This window comes from Agromyces litoreus (assembly GCF_040496015.1).
Taxonomy (GTDB): domain Bacteria; phylum Actinomycetota; class Actinomycetes; order Actinomycetales; family Microbacteriaceae; genus Agromyces; species Agromyces litoreus.
Genome location: NZ_JBEPKA010000006.1, coordinates 97,008 through 114,019, shown reverse-complemented (window position 1 = coordinate 114,019; position 17,012 = coordinate 97,008). Strand labels below are relative to the sequence as shown.

General features: G+C 71.0%; 15 protein-coding genes and 1 pseudogene. 11 read left to right on the top strand and 5 right to left on the bottom strand.

The features are described from left to right. The first annotated feature begins 109 nt into the window (after positions 1-109). The 6 genes and pseudogenes from sufB (at position 110) to ABME01_RS06770 (ending at position 5,172) form a co-directional block, all read left to right on the top strand. Positions 110-1,528, top strand: coding sequence for a Fe-S cluster assembly protein SufB (sufB, locus tag ABME01_RS06795; protein ID WP_353827614.1), 1,419 nt, complete (start codon positions 110-112; stop codon positions 1,526-1,528). Positions 1,529-1,531: 3 nt separating this feature from the next. After that, positions 1,532-2,713: a Fe-S cluster assembly protein SufD gene (sufD, locus tag ABME01_RS06790; RefSeq protein WP_353827613.1), complete on the top strand. Its 1,182-nt coding sequence runs from the start codon at positions 1,532-1,534 to the stop codon at positions 2,711-2,713. A gap of 1 nt (position 2,714) precedes the next feature. Continuing rightward, positions 2,715-3,041, top strand: coding sequence for a non-heme iron oxygenase ferredoxin subunit (locus ABME01_RS06785; protein WP_353827612.1), 327 nt, complete (start codon positions 2,715-2,717; stop codon positions 3,039-3,041). 64 nt (positions 3,042-3,105) lie between these two features. Next, on the top strand, positions 3,106-3,873 hold the full coding sequence (gene sufC / locus ABME01_RS06780) for a Fe-S cluster assembly ATPase SufC (protein ID WP_353827611.1): 768 nt from the start codon (positions 3,106-3,108) through the stop codon (positions 3,871-3,873). A 20-nt stretch (positions 3,874-3,893) separates the two neighbouring features. After that, positions 3,894-4,223 (top strand): metal-sulfur cluster assembly factor, encoded by a 330-nt coding sequence (locus tag ABME01_RS06775; protein WP_344369016.1) that lies wholly within the window; start codon positions 3,894-3,896, stop codon positions 4,221-4,223. Between the two features lie 128 nt (positions 4,224-4,351). Further along, positions 4,352-5,172 (top strand): annotated as a pseudogene (locus ABME01_RS06770) (methyltransferase domain-containing protein). A 59-nt stretch (positions 5,173-5,231) separates the two neighbouring features. Here ABME01_RS06770 and ABME01_RS06765 read toward each other — a convergent pair. The 4 genes from ABME01_RS06765 to ABME01_RS06750 form a co-directional block, all read right to left on the bottom strand. Further along, positions 5,232-5,465 carry a hypothetical protein gene (locus ABME01_RS06765; RefSeq protein ID WP_353827610.1) on the bottom strand — a complete coding sequence of 78 codons (234 nt, stop codon included), beginning with the start codon at positions 5,463-5,465 and terminating at the stop codon, positions 5,232-5,234. After that, positions 5,465-5,911 carry a GNAT family N-acetyltransferase gene (locus ABME01_RS06760; protein WP_353827609.1) on the bottom strand — a complete coding sequence of 149 codons (447 nt, stop codon included), beginning with the start codon at positions 5,909-5,911 and terminating at the stop codon, positions 5,465-5,467. Before ABME01_RS06760 ends, ABME01_RS06765 begins: the two co-directional genes overlap by 1 nt. Further along, positions 5,908-8,502 (bottom strand): valine--tRNA ligase, encoded by a 2,595-nt coding sequence (valS, locus tag ABME01_RS06755; protein WP_353827608.1) that lies wholly within the window; start codon positions 8,500-8,502, stop codon positions 5,908-5,910. Before valS ends, ABME01_RS06760 begins: the two co-directional genes overlap by 4 nt. A gap of 163 nt (positions 8,503-8,665) precedes the next feature. Continuing rightward, on the bottom strand, positions 8,666-10,006 hold the full coding sequence (locus tag ABME01_RS06750) for an MFS transporter (protein WP_353827607.1): 1,341 nt from the start codon (positions 10,004-10,006) through the stop codon (positions 8,666-8,668). A 104-nt stretch (positions 10,007-10,110) separates the two neighbouring features. Here ABME01_RS06750 and ABME01_RS06745 point away from each other — a divergent pair, with 104 nt between their 5' ends. From ABME01_RS06745 to ndk, 5 genes are all read left to right on the top strand, one after another. Next, positions 10,111-10,461 (top strand): GntR family transcriptional regulator, encoded by a 351-nt coding sequence (locus ABME01_RS06745; protein WP_353827606.1) that lies wholly within the window; start codon positions 10,111-10,113, stop codon positions 10,459-10,461. 273 nt (positions 10,462-10,734) lie between these two features. Then, positions 10,735-14,046, top strand: a complete 3,312-nt coding sequence (ileS, locus tag ABME01_RS06740) for an isoleucine--tRNA ligase (RefSeq protein WP_353827605.1) — start codon at positions 10,735-10,737, stop codon at positions 14,044-14,046. Beyond that, on the top strand, positions 14,043-15,407 hold the full coding sequence (locus tag ABME01_RS06735; protein WP_353827604.1) for a bifunctional folylpolyglutamate synthase/dihydrofolate synthase: 1,365 nt from the start codon (positions 14,043-14,045) through the stop codon (positions 15,405-15,407). The genes ileS and ABME01_RS06735 overlap by 4 nt, the downstream gene beginning before the upstream one ends. Continuing rightward, positions 15,404-15,823: a DUF4233 domain-containing protein gene (locus ABME01_RS06730; RefSeq protein ID WP_353827603.1), complete on the top strand. Its 420-nt coding sequence runs from the start codon at positions 15,404-15,406 to the stop codon at positions 15,821-15,823. The genes ABME01_RS06735 and ABME01_RS06730 overlap by 4 nt, the downstream gene beginning before the upstream one ends. Beyond that, on the top strand, positions 15,820-16,242 hold the full coding sequence (gene ndk / locus ABME01_RS06725) for a nucleoside-diphosphate kinase (protein ID WP_353827602.1): 423 nt from the start codon (positions 15,820-15,822) through the stop codon (positions 16,240-16,242). The genes ABME01_RS06730 and ndk overlap by 4 nt, the downstream gene beginning before the upstream one ends. Before the next feature lie 99 nt (positions 16,243-16,341). On the opposite strand, the gene ABME01_RS06720 is transcribed toward ndk, so the two are convergent. Then, positions 16,342-16,965: a vitamin K epoxide reductase family protein gene (locus tag ABME01_RS06720; RefSeq protein ID WP_353827601.1), complete on the bottom strand. Its 624-nt coding sequence runs from the start codon at positions 16,963-16,965 to the stop codon at positions 16,342-16,344. Between the last annotated feature and the right edge of the window lie 47 nt (positions 16,966-17,012).

The window sequence follows — 17,012 nt, the reverse complement described above, 5'->3', positions numbered from 1 at the left end:
TCGCGACGAAGCCACCCGCACATCACCCCACGACCGCAGCGGCACCTCGACCGGGCAGCAGGGGTGGGCCGGCCTGATAGCCGGTGCGCGGGGGGAGAAGAGGGAGAGCATGACGGACGTACTCATCGACCGCCCCGAGTTGGAGGGGCTGGGCACGTACGAGTTCGGCTGGGCCGACTCCGACGTGGCCGGCGCATCCGCTCGCCGCGGTCTGTCGCCCGAGGTGGTGGCCGACATCTCGCGGCTGAAGGACGAGCCGGAGTGGATGCTGCAGCGCCGCATGCGCGGGCTCCAGCTGTTCGACCGCAAGCCGATGCCGTCCTGGGGCGCCGACCTCTCGGAGATCGACTTCGAGAACATCAAGTACTTCGTCCGTTCCACCGAGAAGCAGGCCCAGACCTGGGAGGACCTCCCCGAGGACATCCGCAACACCTACGAGCGCCTCGGCATCCCGGAGGCCGAACGCCAGCGCCTCGTGGCGGGTGTCGCCGCACAGTACGAGTCCGAGGTCGTCTACCACCAGATCCGCGAGGACCTCGAGGCGCAGGGCGTCATCTTCCTCGACACCGACACCGCGCTGCGCGAGCACCCCGAGTTCTTCGAGGAGTACTTCGGCACGGTGATCCCCGCGGGCGACAACAAGTTCGCCGCACTGAACACCGCCGTGTGGTCGGGCGGCTCGTTCGTCTACGTCCCGAAGGGCGTGCACGTCGAGATCCCGCTGCAGGCCTACTTCCGGATCAACACCGAGAACATGGGCCAGTTCGAGCGGACCCTGATCATCGCCGACGAGGACAGCTACGTCCACTACATCGAGGGCTGCACCGCCCCCATCTACAAGTCGGACTCGCTGCACTCGGCCGTGGTCGAGATCATCGTGAAGAAGAACGCCCGCGTGCGCTACACGACGATCCAGAACTGGTCGAACAACGTCTACAACCTCGTGACCAAGCGCGCCGTCGCGCACGAGGGCGCCACCATGGAGTGGGTCGACGGCAACATCGGCTCCAAGGTGACGATGAAGTACCCGTCGATCTTCCTCATGGGCGAGCACGCCAAGGGCGAGACGCTCTCCGTCGCCTTCGCGGGCCCGGGCCAGCACCAGGACGCCGGCGCGAAGATGATCCACATGGCGCCGTACACGCAGTCGTCGATCGTCTCGAAGTCGATCGCGCGCGGCGGCGGCCGCGCGGGCTACCGCGGCGAGGTCCGCGTCGACGCCAACGCGCACCACTCGGCGAACACGGTGCGATGCGACGCGCTGCTGGTCGACACCATCTCGCGCTCGGACACCTACCCCGCGATCGACATCCGCGTCGACGACGTCCAGCTCGGCCACGAGGCGACCGTCTCGAAGGTGAGCGAGGAGCAGCTGTTCTACCTGATGTCGCGCGGCATGCCGGAGGACGAGGCCATGGCGATGATCGTGCGCGGCTTCATCGAGCCGATCGCGCGCGAGCTGCCCATGGAGTACGCGATGGAACTCAACAAGCTCATCGAGATGGGCATGGAAGGATCGGTCGGCTGACAGATGAGCACGACGATGCAGAGCACCGCCATGCCCACCGCGGAGCAGCACGGCTTCCGCCCCCATTCGGACGGCCCGGTCGTCCCGGTCCAGACCCGCTCGGAGCGCTTCCGCTCGACCGACGTCGCCGAGTTCGCGCCGGTCACTGGCCGTGAGCACGAGTGGAAGTACTCGCCCGTCGCCGCGTTCGCGGACCTGACCTCCGGCGAGCTCGACGGCTCGCGCGTCGAGGTCGAGGCGACCGACGTCGCCGGCGTCGACGTCTCGTGGATCCCGCGCGACGACGCCCGCATCGGGCGAGCCGGGCTGCCCGAGGATCGCGCGTCGGCCAACGCCTGGTCCGGCTTCGCCGAGGCGCTCCTCGTCGAGGTCGGCGGCGAGGAGGCCAAGACGGCCACCGTGACCCGCTCCGGCCTGGGCGAGACGCCCCGCGCGGCGCACACGATCATCGAGGCGGCGCCCAACAGCCGCGGCCTCGTGGTGCTGCGCGGCACGGGCGATGCCCGACTCGCCGAGAACGTCGAGATCGTCGTCGGCGAGGGCGCGAACCTCACGGTCGTCTCGCTGCAGGAGTGGTCCGACGAGTCGGTCCACCTCGCGAGCCACTTCGCCCGCATCGGACGCGACGCCAAGCTGAAGCACATCGTCGTCTCCCTCGGCGGCAAGGTCGTGCGGGTCAACCCGTCGACGCACCTCGCCGAGCAGGGGAGCGACGTGGAGGCCTACGGGATGTACTTCTCGGATGCCGGACAGCACCTCGAGCAGCAGGTCTTCGTGCACCACGACGCCCCGCACACCCGCTCGCGCGTGACCTACAAGGGCGCGCTGCAGGGCGAGGGCGCGCGCAGCGTCTGGATCGGCGACGTGCTCATCGGCAACGCCGCGGTCGGCACCGACAGCTACGAGCAGAACCGCAACCTCGTGCTCACCGACGGCACCCGTGCCGACTCGGTCCCGAACCTGGAGATCGAGACCGGCGACATCGAGGGTGCGGGGCACGCCTCGGCGACGGGCCGCTTCGACGACGAGCAGCTGTTCTACCTCCAGGCTCGAGGCATCCCGGAGGACGAGGCGCGTCGCCTCGTCGTGCGCGGCTTCCTCGCGGAGGTCGTGCAGCAGATCGGCGACGCCGAGCTCGAGGGGCGCCTGACGGAGGCGCTCGAAGCCGAACTGCAGGGGAGCTGACGTGGCAGCCACGCGCGTGTGCGGGGTCGACGACCTCGCGGTCAACGAGGCCAGGAAGGTCGAGGTCGACGGCGTGCCCATCGCCGTCGTGAAGGACGCCGCCGGGGACATCTTCGCCATCGGCGACACCTGCACCCACGGCGACATCTCGCTCTCCGAGGGCTTCGTCGAGGACGACACGCTCGAGTGCTGGGCCCACGGCTCCAAGTTCTCGCTCCTCACCGGCAAGCCGCTGACGCTCCCCGCGTACGAGCCCGTTCCCGTCTACCAGGTCGAGATCACCGACGGGGGCGTGTTCATCGACCCGACGGTCACCCTCGCCGTCTGACCACCGACTTCACCGACATCCGGCCCGACGCGGCCGCCACGAACGAAAGAGACCACCGAATACCATGTCCGTGCTCGAGATCAAGAACCTGCACGTCAACGTCGAGACCGACCAGGGCACCCGCGAGATCCTCCGCGGCGTCGACCTGACCATCCGCGAGGGCGAGATCCACGCCATCATGGGGCCGAACGGCTCCGGCAAGTCGACCCTCGCCTACACGATCGCCGGCCACCCGAAGTACACCGTGGTCGAGGGCGAGATCCTCCTCGACGGCGAGAACGTGCTCGAGATGTCGGTCGACGAGCGCGCCCGCGCCGGGATGTTCCTCGCGATGCAGTACCCGGTCGAGATCCCCGGCGTCACCGTCACCAACTTCCTCCGCACCGCGAAGACGGCGATCGACGGCGAGGCGCCCTCGATCCGCACGTGGCTGAAGGACGTCCGCGGGGCCATGACGAACCTGCGGATGGACTCCGCCTTCGCGGAGCGCAACGTCAACGAGGGCTTCTCGGGCGGCGAGAAGAAGCGCAACGAGATCCTGCAGCTCGAGCTGCTGAAGCCGAAGTTCGCGGTGCTCGACGAGACCGACTCGGGACTCGACGTCGACGCGCTCAAGGTCGTCTCGGAGGGCGTGAACCGCGCCCACGAGAACACCGGCCTCGGCATCCTGCTGATCACCCACTACACGCGCATCCTCCGGTACATCACGCCGGACTTCGTGCACGTGTTCGTCGCGGGCAAGATCGCCGAGCAGGGCGGCCCCGAGCTCGCCGATCGCCTCGAGGAGGAGGGCTACGACCGTTACCACGTCGCCGAGTCGGCGACCCAGTAACCGGGCGTATCCTGACGGACATGGTCACCTCACTCGCACCCGAGCGCTACGACGAGATCAGCGAGGCGCTGAAGGACGTCGTGGACCCCGAGCTCGGCGTCAACATCGTCGACCTGGGGCTCATCTACGACCTGAACTGGGACGACGAGCATGACGCGCTCGTGGTCAACATGACCCTGACCAGCGCCGGCTGCCCGCTGACCGACGTCATCGAGGAGCAGACCGCCGAGGCGCTGGACGGCACCGTGGAGCGCTTCCGCATCAACTGGGTGTGGATGCCGCCGTGGGGCCCCGAGCGGATCACGGACGACGGGCGCGACATGATGCGCGCACTCGGCTTCGCGATCTGACGCTCAGCTCGACGAGGGGAGGCTCCGGAGGGAGCCTCCCCTCGTCGTCTCCCGGGAGTCCGCGCCGTCGCACCTCGACGGGTCGGTCGACCCGGCCGACCCCCGGATCGGCGCAATAGGGTCGAGAGATGACCGAGCCAGCCGTGCCGCCGCGCGACGCGTACACCCACGGGCATCACGCCAGCGTGCTGCGGGTGCACGCGTGGCGAACGGCCGAGAACTCCGCGGCGTACCTGCTGCCGCACCTGCGCGCCGGGCTCGACGTCCTCGACCTCGGCAGCGGGCCGGGACCATCACGCTCGACCTCGCGCACCGGGTGCGCCCCGGCCGCGTGATCGGGCTCGATGCGTCGGTCGAGGTCGTCGAGCGCGCGAACGGGCTCGCCCGCAGCGAGGCCGTCCCGAACGCCGAGTTCAGGGTCGGTGACGCGTACGCGTTGCCGTTCGCCGACGCCGCCTTCGACGTCGTGCACGCCCACCAGGTGCTGCAGCACCTCGCGCGTCCGCTGGATGCCCTGCGCGAGGCGCGGCGCGTGCTCCGGCCCGGCGGGATCGTCGCGGTCCGCGACGTCGACTACGGGGGGATCCTGTGGAGCCCCGCGTCGGCCGAACTCGAGCGCTGGCGTGCGCTCAACGAGGCCATCTGCGCCTGGAACGGCGGCGACGGCCATGCCGGCCGCCAGCTGACCAGGTGGGTCCGCGAGGCCGGATTCACCGAACTGCAGGCCACGGGGTCGGTCTGGGTCTTCGCGTCGGCGAGCGACCGGGAGTGGTGGGGCGGCAGCTGGGCGGAACGTACGCTCGAGTCGGCGTTCGCGGTGCACGCCATCGAGTCCGGCCACTCGTCGCGCGCCGAACTCGAGGCGATCTCCGCCGCGTGGCTGCGCTGGGCGGCGGACCCCGACGGCTGGCTGCTCATGCCGCACGGCGAGGTGGTCGCACGCGCCTGACGCGGCGCCGTCCCGTCCCGGCGTGCGGCACGCCGCCGGTCATCGCGACGGGGGTCGGGTCACCACCCGTCGGCGTCGTCGACGTCGGACACGACGCCGGGGTCGGGCTCGATCGTCACCGTCGTGCCGTCGTCGAGTTCCGCGATCGGGCGCCCCTCGAGCCAGGTCAACGTCCAGTGCCGGCCGGCCCCGTCCGCGGCGTCCGCCTCGGCCGCGGCGATGCCCGGCCGGATCTCGATCGGAACCGACCGCGGGGGCTCCTCGCCGAACGCCCAGCGCGTACCGAGCTGCATCAGAGCGCCATCTCGAAGACGACCGCGTCGGACCGTCGGGCGACCTGCTGGGAGATCGAGAGGCCCGCGGCGTCGCCCGGATCGTTCGCCCACGTGATGCGCGTGGCATGCACCTCGCGTGCAACCTGGCGGACGCGCTCGAGCAGCTGCGCCGCGACGCCGCCACGCCGATGCGCCTCGACGACGAAGAGGTCGTCGACCTCGATGCCGATGGTCGAGTCGAGCGTGCGCGGCTCGGGGTGGAAGTGCACGAGCCCGACCAGCTCTCCGGCGTCGTCGACCGCGACCGCCGCTCGCAGCGCGCTGCCCGGGTTCTGGACCCACGACCAGACGATGAGCGCCTTCGTGTCGTCGACCTGCACGCCGCGGCTCGAGCAGTACGCGTCGAAGAGCGGCAGCCACCCGAAGAAGTCGTTCTCGGCGACCTCGCGAACCGTCACCGTCATGCGCGCGCCTCCTCCTGCGCGGTCTCGAGGACCACGTCGCGGACCTGCAGCTCCTCGCCGTCGGCGAACCGGAGATCGGCGATGCGGCCCACCGCGCGCAGGTCGCCCTCGGCCGAGGCGAGCAGCGTCGCCGCGGACTCCGGCGCGGCGATGACCGCCGACGCGACCGGCGTCTTCTGCGAGGCCTTCGCATCGGTCTTGGCGCGGCGGATGCCGGTGAGTGCGAGGCTCGCGAGCTCGAGCAGTTCCACTCCCGCGTCGCCGCGGGCGGACAGTTCGTCGACGGTCGGCCAGGATGCCACGTGCACCGAGCCCTCGTTCGACCAGCTCCAGGCCTCTTCCGCGGCATACGGGATCACGGGTGCGAACAGCCGCAGCATCACGCTCAGCGCGGTCTTCAGCCCGGCGACCGCGGACGCCTGCTCGGGGCTGGCCTCGCCGTAGGCGCGCTCCTTGACGAGTTCGAGGTAGTCGTCGCAGAAGGTCCAGAAGAAGGTCTCGGTCAGCTCGAGCGCGCGGGCGTGATCGTAGGACTCCAGCGCGCGCGTGGCCTGCTCGACCACGGTCGCGAGCCCCGCGAGCATGCTGCGGTCGACGGGGACCGTCACGGGCGCGTCGGCGGCGCCCTCGAAGCCGAGGATGAACTTCGCGGCGTTCAGCACCTTGATCGCGAGTCGCCGGCCGATCTTCACCTGCGTCGGGTTCTGGGGGTCGAAGGCCGCGTCGGTTCCGAGACGCGACGATGCCGCCCAGTAGCGCACCGCGTCGGCCCCGTGCTGGTCGAGGAGCCCGGCGGGCGTCACGACGTTGCCCTTCGACTTCGACATCTTCTTGCGGTCCGGGTCGACGATGAAGCCGGAGACCGCCGCGTTCGCCCAGGGGGCCAGGTCGTGCTCGAGCTCGGCGCGCAGGGTCGTGGAGAACAGCCAGGTCCGGATGATGTCCTGCCCCTGAGGCCGCAGCGAGTACGGGAACACGAGGTCGAACAGCTCGGGATCGCGCTCCCAGCCGCCCGCGAGCTGCGGCGTGAGCGAGGACGTGGCCCAGGTGTCCATGACGTCGTGCTCGCCGATGAAGCCGTTCGGCTCGCCGCGCTGCGACTCCTCGTAGCCGGGGGCCGGCGCCGACGACGGGTCGATCGGCAGCATCTCCGGGGTGGCGAGGATGGGCTCGTCGAACACGGGGTCGCCCGAGCCGTCGATCGGGTACCAGACCGGGATCGGCACGCCGAAGAAGCGCTGGCGCGAGACGAGCCAGTCGCCCGACAGGCCGCCGACCCAGTTCTCGTAGCGCACGCGCATGAAGTCGGGGTGCCAGTCGATCTCGCGGCCGCGGTCGACCAGCTTCGACTTCAACGCCTCGTCACGTGCGCCGTTGACGATGTACCACTGGCGCGTCGACACGATCTCGAGCGGGCGGTCGCCCTTCTCGAAGAACTTGACCGGGTGGGTGATCGCCTTCGGGTCGGCGAGGAGATCGCCGGACTCGCGAAGGAGGTCGACCACGGCCTGCTTGGCGGAGAACGGGGTCTTGCCGGCGAGCTTCGCGTAGGCCTCGCGTCCGGCCTCGGTGGTGATGGCCTCGGGCGCCTCGGCGATGACACGGCCGTCGAAGCCGATGATCGCGCGGTTGGGCAGGTTCAGCTCGCGCCACCAGACGACGTCGGTCACGTCGCCGAACGTGCAGATCATGGCGATGCCGGTGCCCTTGTCCTTCTGGGCGAGGTGGTGGGCCACGACGGGGACCTCCACGCCGAACACGGGCGTGGTGACGGTCGTGCCGAAGAGCGGCTGGTATCGCTCGTCGTCGGGGTGCGCGACCAAGGCCACGCACGCGGGGATCAGTTCGGGCCGGCTCGTCTCGATCTCGACGTGCCCGCCGTCGGGCTTCGCGAAGGCGACCCGGTGGTAGTGCCCGGGCTGCTCGCGGTCCTCGAGTTCGGCCTGCGCGACGGCGGTGCGGAACGTGACGTCCCACAGGGTGGGCGCGAGGGCCTGGTAGGCCTCGCCGCGCTCGACGTTGCGGAGGAACGCGAGCTGCGAGGTGAAGAGCGCCTCGTCGGCGATGGTGCGATACGTCTGAGTCCAGTCCACCGAGATCGCGAGCTGGCGGAACAGCGCCTCGAACTGCTGCTCGTCCTCGGCGGTGAGGCGCTCGCAGAGCTCGATGAAGTTGCGGCGGCTGATCGGCTTCTGGTCGGCGGCCTTGATGCTCTTGCCCTCGCCCCCCTCGTGCGGCGGCGTGAAGTCGGCCTCGTACGGCAGCGACGGGTCGCAGCGCACGCCGTAGTAGTTCTGCACCCGGCGCTCGGTGGGAAGGCCGTTGTCGTCCCAGCCGATCGGGTAGAAGACGTGCTTGCCCCGCATCCGCTGGAAGCGCGCCACGAGGTCGGTGTGCGTGTACGAGAACACGTGCCCGATGTGCAGGGAGCCGGACGCGGTCGGCGGCGGAGTGTCGATCGAGTACATGCACTCGCGCGTCGCCCCGGTGCGGTCGAACCGGTAGGTGCCCTCGGTCTCCCAGACCCCGCCCCACTTCGTCTCGAGGCCCTCGAGGGCGGGCTTGTCGGGAATGCGCGCGGTGTCGGTCATGATGCTCCGATTCGGTATGTGCGGCACCGAGTCCGTTGGGGTGCCTGAATGTGCGACGATCAAGCCTAGCGGAGTGCGCCGAACACCGCGCTGACCGGCGACATCCGACGGCGGACACGGCGGATGCCGCGGGGCGACACGTCCCCGCGGCATCCGGTGCGCGTCAGGCCGCGGCGGGCTCGACCTCGCGGCCGTCCTCGGCGATCGGGGCGTGCCGCATGCGGCTCGCCGCCCACGCGGAGACCAGCGTGATCGCCGAGAGCAGTGCGAGCACGACGCCGGGGTGCCACCACACGTATCCGGTCGACTCGCCGAGCAGCGTCGTGAGCAGCGGGATGAACCCGCTCACGGCCGCGGCCACCGCGTAGGCGACCGACAGCGCCGAGTAGCGGTAGTGGTCGGCGAAGAGGTCGTTCATGAGCCCGCCGAGCGCGGCCCACGACATGGTCGGCAGGATGCCGCCGACGATCATCGTGCCCACGAGCACGGGGAAGCTCGCGAACTGGAGCAGCCAGTACATCGGGAACGTGATCAGCAGGGTGCCGATCGCGCCGTAGGCGACGACCCGCGCGGAGCCGATCCGCGTCGCCCACCAGCCGAAGAGCGGGATCGTCACCAGCTGCAGCAGGCCGCCGATCGTCGTCGCCACGAGCAGGTCCTGGAAGCTGAAGCCCAGCGTGCCGACGCCGTAGTTGATCGTGTACGTGTTCATCAGCGAGTACGAGCCGATGCCGAGCAGGGCGGCGCCGAACGCGACGACCAGTGCGACGGGCTGCGCACGGAACATGGTCGCGAACGGCACGCGGTCGCGGCGCTGCTCCGACACGACCGTCTTGAAGACCGGCGTCTCGTCGATCGTGAGCCGGAGGTAGAGCGAGACGAGCAGCAGCGGGATCGCGAGGAGGAACGGGATGCGCCAGCCCCAGGCGGCGAGCTCCTCGGCCGGCAGCGCCAGGGTCATGACGATGAACACGACGGCGGAGAGGATCGAGCCGACCGGCGAGCCGAGCTGCGGGACGGCGGCGTAGAACGCGCGCTTGACCGGGCTCGAGTGCTCGGTCGCGAGCAGGATGGAGCCGCCCCACTCGCCGCCGAGGGAGAGGCCCTGTGCGACGCGCAGGAGTACGAGCAGCACGGCGCCGAGCCACCCGGCCTGGGCGTAGGTCGGCAGCAGGCCGATGAGGCCCGTGGCGACGCCCATGATCGCGACGGTCCAGAGCAGGGTCGCCCGGCGGCCGAGGCGGTCGCCCATGTGGCCGAAGATCACCGCGCCGAGCGGGCGCACGACGAAGGCGACGCCGACCGTCGCGAACGCGGCGAGCGTGCCGCCGAACCGCCCGAGCGGGTCGAAGAACAGGGGACCGATGAAGTAGGCGCTGAAGTACGCGAAGACGTAGAAGTCGAAGGACTCGAGCGAGGTCCCGATCATCGACGCCCAGGCCACGCGGCGCACGGGCGACGAGGCGGGCGGGAGGGACGTGGGGGAGGGGGGTGCGGTGGTCACGGGGAGCCATCCTGACAGCGCGGGGAGGGCGGGACAAGCCGATTGAACTATTCGCACTAGCACAAGGCATTGAACTGCGCGGTCGACGGGCGTACCGTCGAGGCGTGCGGATCCGACTCGACCCCGCCGCGCCCGGCCCGATCTTCGAGCGCCTCGCCGACGCCGTCCGTGCGGCGATCGTCGACGGCCGCATCGGATACGGGGAGCGACTGCCCCCGGCGAGGGCGCTCGCCCGGACGCTCGACGTCAACGTCCACACGGTGCTGCGGGCCTACCGGATGCTCCGCGACGAGGGGTTCATCGACCTGCATCCCGGGCGCGGGGCCACGGTCGCCAAGCGGCTCGGACACCACACCGCGCTCGCCGGCGCCATCCACGACCTCGTCGAGGAGGCCCGGCTGAACGGGGTGGACGAGCCCGCGCTGCTCGCGCTCGTGCGCGCGGCCTGGCGCTGAGCGCGAGGACGCGGTTCCGGCGAGCGACGGCACCGCGCCGCACGGTACGATGGTCGGCAACGACATCGATCCGGCCATCACCGGGGAGTCTTCGGAAGAACGCGGAACGGCCGCCCCGGCGGCCGGGCCGTCAGTAGAACCGAACGGGTCCAGCCCGTCACAGCTGACGAACGAGCGGCTCCGGCATCGCCGGGGCAAGCGGGGTGGTACCGCGGAGGGGTTCGACGAACCCGCCGTCCTCGTGAACCGGCGAATCCCGACCAGGAGCGAGCGTTGTACCCCAAGGGCCACGATCCCGAGCAGCAGTCCGTCACGCCGTCGCCGTCCTTCCCGGCGATCGAGCAGGAGGTGCTCGCCCACTGGAAGGCCGACGCCACCTTCCAGGCCTCGATCGACCAGCGCGACGGCGCCGAGGAATGGGTCTTCTACGACGGCCCGCCGTTCGCGAACGGGCTGCCGCACTACGGCCACCTGCTCACCGGATACGCGAAGGACGTCTTCCCGCGTTTCCAGACCATGCGCGGCAAGCAGGTCCACCGTCGGTTCGGCTGGGACACGCACGGCCTGCCCGCCGAGCTCGAGGCCGAGCGGCAGCTCGGCATCACCGACAAGAGCGAGATCGAGCGCATGGGCATCGCGGCCTTCAACCAGGCCGCCCGCGACGCCGTGCTCCGCTACACCGAGGAGTGGGAGGCGTACGTCACCCGGCAGGCGCGATGGGTCGACTTCGAGCACGACTACAAGACGCTCGACGTGACCTTCATGGAGTCGGTGATCTGGGCCTTCGCGCAGCTGCACGAGAAGGGGCTCGCCTACGAGGGGCACCGCGTGCTGCCCTACTGCTGGCGCGACCAGACGCCGCTGTCGAACCACGAGCTCCGCATGGACGACGACGTCTACAAGATGCGCCAGGACCAGACCGTCACGGTCACCTTCCCGCTCACCGGTGCGAAGGCCGAGTCGCTCGGCCTGACGGCCGTGCGGGCTCTGGCCTGGACGACGACGCCGTGGACGCTCCCGACGAACTTCGCCCTCGCGGTCGGACCGGACATCGAGTACGCCGTCGTGCCGGCGGGCCCGAACGGCACGCCCGACGCCACGGTGCTGCGCGAGGGCTCGGACGCGGCATCCGACACCGAGGTGCTCGGTGCCGAGTACCTCATCGCGCGCGACCTGGTCGGCAACTACGCGAAGGAGCTCGGCTACGAGTCGGCCGACGACGCGCGCGCCGCGATCGAGCGCACCGTGCGCGGTGCCGAGCTCGAGGGCGTCACCTACGACCGTCTCTTCGACTACTACGCCGACGTCGAGCGCTGGGGCCTCGAGAACGCGTGGAGCATCCTCGTCGCCGACTACGTCACGACCGAGGACGGCACGGGCATCGTGCACCAGGCCCCCGCCTACGGCGAGGAGGACCAGAAGGCGTGCGAGGCGGCCGGCATCCCGGTCATCCTCTCCGTCGACGAGGGCGGGAGGTTCCTGCCCGAGGTGACGGATGTCGCGGGGCTCCTCTGGAGCGACGCGAACAAGCCCCTCACGCAGCTGCTCAGGGCCGAGGGCCGGCTCCTGCGCCAGGCGAGCTACGAGCACTCCTACCCGCACTGCTGGCGCTGCCGGAACCCGCTCATCTACCGCGCCGTGTCGAGCTGGTTCGTCCGCGTGCCCGAGTTCCGCGGGCGCATGGAGGAGCTGAACCAGCAGGTCGAGTGGGTGCCCGCCAACGTCAAGGACGGCCAGTTCGGCAAGTGGCTCGCGGGCGCGCGCGACTGGTCGATCAGCCGGAACCGCTACTGGGGCTCGCCGATCCCGGTGTGGAAGAGCGACGACCCGGCGTACCCGCGCGTCGACGTGTACGGATCGCTCGAGGAGCTCGAGCGCGACTTCGGCCGACTGCCGCTGAACCAGCACGGCGAGCCCGACCTGCACCGGCCGTACATCGACGAGCTGACCCGGCCGAACCCCGACGACCCGACGGGGCGGAGCACGATGCGCCGCATCCCCGACGTGCTCGACGTGTGGTTCGACTCCGGCTCGATGCCGTTCGCGCAGGTGCACTACCCGTTCGAGAACCGCGAGTGGTTCGACACCCACAGCCCGGCCGACTTCATCGTCGAGTACATCGGGCAGACGCGCGGCTGGTTCTACACGCTGCACGTGCTCTCCACGGCGCTCTTCGACCGCCCGGCGTTCGAGAACGTCGTGAGCCACGGCATCGTGCTCGGCAACGACGGGCAGAAGATGTCGAAGTCGCTGCGCAACTACCCCGACGTGAACGAGGTCTTCGACCGCGACGGCTCCGATGCGATGCGCTGGTTCCTGATGTCCAGCTCGGTGCTCCGCGGCGGCAACCTCGTCGTCACCGAGGAGGGCATCCGCGAGGGCGTGCGGCAGTTCATGCTGCCGCTCTGGAGCACGTGGTACTTCTTCTCGCTCTACGCCAACTCGGCGCGCGAGGGCGGCTACGAGGCCGCACGCCGCACCGATTCGACCGACGTGCTCGACCGGTACCTGCTCGCGAAGCTGCGCGACCTCGTCGAGTCCGTCACGGCCGACCTCGAGGCGTTCGACTCGCCCCTGGCCGCGCAGAAGCTGCGCGACTTCGGCGACGTGCTCACGAACTGGTACGTGCGCCGCTCGCGCGACCGGTTCTGGGAGGGCGTCGGCGAGGACGGCACGGGCGCCGAGGCGTTCGACACGCTCGCCACCGTGCTCGAGACGCTCACGCGCCTCGCGGCGCCGCTGCTCCCGCTGGTGACCGAGAAGGTCTGGCGCGGGCTCACCGGCGGCCGCAGCGTGCACCTGGCCGACTGGCCGGAGGCGGAGGAGTTCCCGGCCGACCCCGAGCTCGTCGCGGCGATGGACGCGGTGCGCGAGGTCACGGGTGCGGTGCTCGCGCTGCGCAAGCAGGCGGGGCGCCGGGTGCGCCTGCCGCTCGCGTCGCTCACGGTCGTGACGGCGGATGCCGCGGCCCTCGCGCCGTTCGAGGCGATCCTGCGCGACGAGCTCAACGTCAAGCGCGTCGAGCTCGTCGCCCTCGACGAGTCCAGCGCGGCGGCCTACGGCGTGACCAAGCGCCTGACGGTCAACGCGCGCGCCGCCGGCCCCCGTCTCGGCAAGCAGGTCCAGCAGGCCATCGGCGCCGCCCGGTCGGGCGACTGGTCGGTCGACGGCGACGCGGTCGTCGCGGGCGGCATCGCGCTCGAGCCCGGCGAGTACGACCTCGTCCTCGAGGCCGGCGGCGCCGACGCCGACGGGTCGGCGCTGGGGCTGCTCGCCGACGGCGGGTTCGCGCTGCTCGAGATCGCCACGACGCCCGAACTGGAGGCCGAGGGCATGGCGCGCGACATCGTCCGCGCGGTGCAGGAGTCGCGCAAGGCGGCGGGCCTCGAGGTCGGCGACCGGATCCGGCTGACGCTCGCACTCGATGCGCCGAGCGCCGCCGCGGCCCGGGCGCACCGCGACCTGATCACCGGCGAGACGCTCGCGGTCGACCTGGACGTCCGGGACCTCGACGACGCCGAGGCCGACGCGGTCAAGCCGCTCGCCGGAGGCACGCGCGTACGGATCGGGGTGGAGAAGGCATGACGATCGAGTCCACGCCCGAGGACCGCGACGCGGCCGACGCCGTCTACGCGGCGCTGCTCGACCGGATCGGCGAGGCCGCTCCGCAGCCGCGACTCGACGCGACGCAGCGGGCCGTCGAGCTGCTCGGCGACCCGCACCGCGCGGCTCCCGTCATCCACCTCACGGGCACGAACGGCAAGACCTCGACGAGTCGCATGATCGAGTCGATCCTGCGCGCGCAGGGCCTGCGGACCGGGCTGCTCACGAGCCCGCACCTCTCGCGCTTCACCGAGCGCATCCGGATCGACGGCGAACCCATCGCCGACGAGGCGGTCGCTCGCATCTGGGACGAGATCACTCCCGTGATCGAACTCGTCGACGCCGAGCTCATCGCGCGCGGCGAGGCGGCCCTCACCTTCTTCGAGGCCCTCACGGTACTGGGCTTCGCCGCGTTCGCCGACGCACCCGTCGACGTCGTCGTGCTCGAGGTCGGGATGGGCGGCGAGTGGGACTCCACGAACGTCGCCGACGGGCAGGTCGCCGTGATCACGCCGATCGCGATCGACCACGCCGACCGCCTCGGACGAACGGTGGCGGAGATCGCCTGCACCAAGGCCGGCATCATCAAGCCGGGCGCCGAGGTCGTGACGGCCTTCCAGGAGCCCGAGGCGCTGCAGGCGCTGAGCGATGCGGCCGAGCGCAACGAGGCGAGCCTCGCGGTCGAGGGCGGCGCGTTCGCCGTGCTCGATTCGAAGGTCGCCGTCGGCGGCCAGCTCGTCACCATCCGCGGGCTCGCGGGGGAGTACCGCGACCTCGCGCTGCCGCTCTACGGGCGTCACCAGGCGGAGAACGCCGCCGTGGCGGTCGCGGCCGCCGAGGCGTTCCTCGGCCGCGCCGTGCGCCTGGCCGACGAGGTGCTCGAGACCGGGTTCGCCGAGGTGACCTCGCCCGGCCGGCTGCACCTCGTCTCCACCGATCCGACCGTCCTCGTGGACGCCGCGCACAACCCGCACGGCGCCGCGGCGCTCGTCCAGGCGCTGGAGGAGTACTTCGACTTCGACGAGCTCGTCATCGTGCTCGGCGTGCTCGGCGACAAGGACGCCGAGGGCATCGCGAGCGCGCTGGCGCCGACCGGTGCGCACGTGATCGCGACCCGGTCCGATTCCGATCGTGCCATCGACCCGGAGCGACTCGCCGAGCGGATCGCTCCGGTGCTCGGACCCGACCGGGTCGGGACCGCCGAGCGACTCGACGACGCGCTCGACGAGGCGCGGGAGTGGGCATCGCGTGGCGAGAAGCGCGGCGTGGTCGTGACCGGCTCGGTCACGCTCGTCGCCGACGTCCTCGAGATCGCCGAGGACCGCGGTTGGAGCGGCCGGTGACCGGCGACGCGCGGCGGGCGCGCCGCGAGCGTTCGGTGCGCGAGAGCCTCGCGTCGATCGTGCTCGTCTTCGAGGTCGTCGTCGTCTTCCTCGCGGCCCTCGTGATCTGGGGACTCTCGCGTGAGGACGGCGGCGCGTTCGGGCTGCCCTCGTGGGCGCCGCTGGTCGCGGGCGGTCTCGTCATCGCCGGCCTCGCCCTCACCATCCCGCTGCTCCGGTACGAATGGGGGTACCTGCTGGGCTGGGCCCTGCAGGTGCTGCTCCTCGCGTCCGGGCTGCTCAACCCCGCGATGTTCGTCGTCGGCGCGCTGTTCGGCGGCATGTGGGCCTACTGCATGATCGTCGGCGCGCGCATCGACCGTGCCCGGGCGGCCCAGGCCGCCGCGGAGCAGGACCAAGGAAAGGAACCCTCATGACCACCGCCATCGAAGAGACCCTCGTCCTCGTGAAGCCCGACGGGGTGGCCCGCAACCTCACCGGCGAGATCCTCCGTCGCATCGAGGACAAGGGCTACTCGCTCGTCGACATCCGGATGGTGCAGCCCAGCCGCGACATCCTCGCCGAGCACTACGCCGAGCACGAGGGCAAGCCCTTCTACGAGCCGCTCCTCGAGTTCATGGAGTCGGGCCCCGTCGTCGCCATGCGCGTGGCCGGCAACCGGGTCATCGAGGGCGTGCGCGTGCTCGCGGGCGCCACCGACCCGACCACGGCCCTCCCCGGCACCATCCGCGGCGACTTCGGCCGCGACTGGGGGCTCGCCGTGCAGCAGAACCTCATCCACGGCTCCGACTCGGTGGAGTCCGCCGAGCGCGAGCTCGCACTCTGGTTCGCCTGAGGCGGCGCGTGCTCGGCCTGCGGGGCCGCGACGTCCGGTGCGCCGGATGCCGCGGCCCCGCCGCCGCCCGCGGCACCGCTCCGAGCGACGCGCTCCGGGTCAGAACAGGTTCTGCAGGTCGATGAGGACGCGGGGGATCGCGTTCATCTGCGCCTGGGCCAGCACGATCACGATCGCGTACGTCACCGCCGTCACGACGACGATCCAGTTCAGCCCGACCGCGCCGAACCGCCGAGCTCCCGGGGCGTCGCCGTAGACGCCCTCGCGGAGGTTGCGGAAGGTCACGGCCCAGAACGTGGGGATCGTCACGGCCCAGGTCAGCATGCACCAGGGGCAGAGCACGTCGAGCACGTAGATGCTCTGGTAGATGAGCCAGCCGACGAACACCAGCGCGCCGGCCACGCCGGCGTTCAACCCGATCCAGAACCACCGGGGGAACCGCGACCCAGCCAGCAGCGCCACGCCGATCGTGATGACGACCGGCCAGGCCATGAGGCCGACGAACGGGTTGGGGAAGCCGAACACGCTGCCCTGCCACGAGGCGAGGTTCGTGCTGCAGCCGACGAGCACGCCGACGTTGCAGTTCGGGACGTGCGTCGGGTCGGCCAGCGTGAGCACCTTCTCGAGCGAGAGCTCGAAGGTCGCGAGGAGCCCGAGTGCCCCCGCGACGACGAGGAAGACGGCGAACGCGACGGGCCTGGACGAGCGGGGGGAGTCGGGCATGACCCGATTCTGGCACGCCGGTTCGACGGTCCACCGGGAGAGCGTGC

Bases quoted from the DNA above. Each gene is read 5' to 3' on its own strand.
- sufB (WP_353827614.1), top strand. From the start codon at position 110: ATGACGGACGTACTCATCGACCGCCCCGAGTTGGAGGGGCTGGGCACG.
- sufD (WP_353827613.1), top strand. From the start codon at position 1,532: ATGAGCACGACGATGCAGAGCACCGCCATGCCCACCGCGGAGCAGCAC.
- sufC (WP_353827611.1), top strand. From the start codon at position 3,106: ATGTCCGTGCTCGAGATCAAGAACCTGCACGTCAACGTCGAGACCGAC.
- ABME01_RS06775 (WP_344369016.1), top strand. From the start codon at position 3,894: ATGGTCACCTCACTCGCACCCGAGCGCTACGACGAGATCAGCGAGGCG.
- ABME01_RS06765 (WP_353827610.1), bottom strand. From the start codon at position 5,465: ATGCAGCTCGGTACGCGCTGGGCGTTCGGCGAGGAGCCCCCGCGGTCG.
- ABME01_RS06760 (WP_353827609.1), bottom strand. From the start codon at position 5,911: ATGACGGTGACGGTTCGCGAGGTCGCCGAGAACGACTTCTTCGGGTGG.
- valS (WP_353827608.1), bottom strand. From the start codon at position 8,502: ATGACCGACACCGCGCGCATTCCCGACAAGCCCGCCCTCGAGGGCCTC.
- ABME01_RS06735 (WP_353827604.1), top strand. From the start codon at position 14,043: ATGACGATCGAGTCCACGCCCGAGGACCGCGACGCGGCCGACGCCGTC.
- ndk (WP_353827602.1), top strand. From the start codon at position 15,820: ATGACCACCGCCATCGAAGAGACCCTCGTCCTCGTGAAGCCCGACGGG.
- ABME01_RS06720 (WP_353827601.1), bottom strand. From the start codon at position 16,965: ATGCCCGACTCCCCCCGCTCGTCCAGGCCCGTCGCGTTCGCCGTCTTC.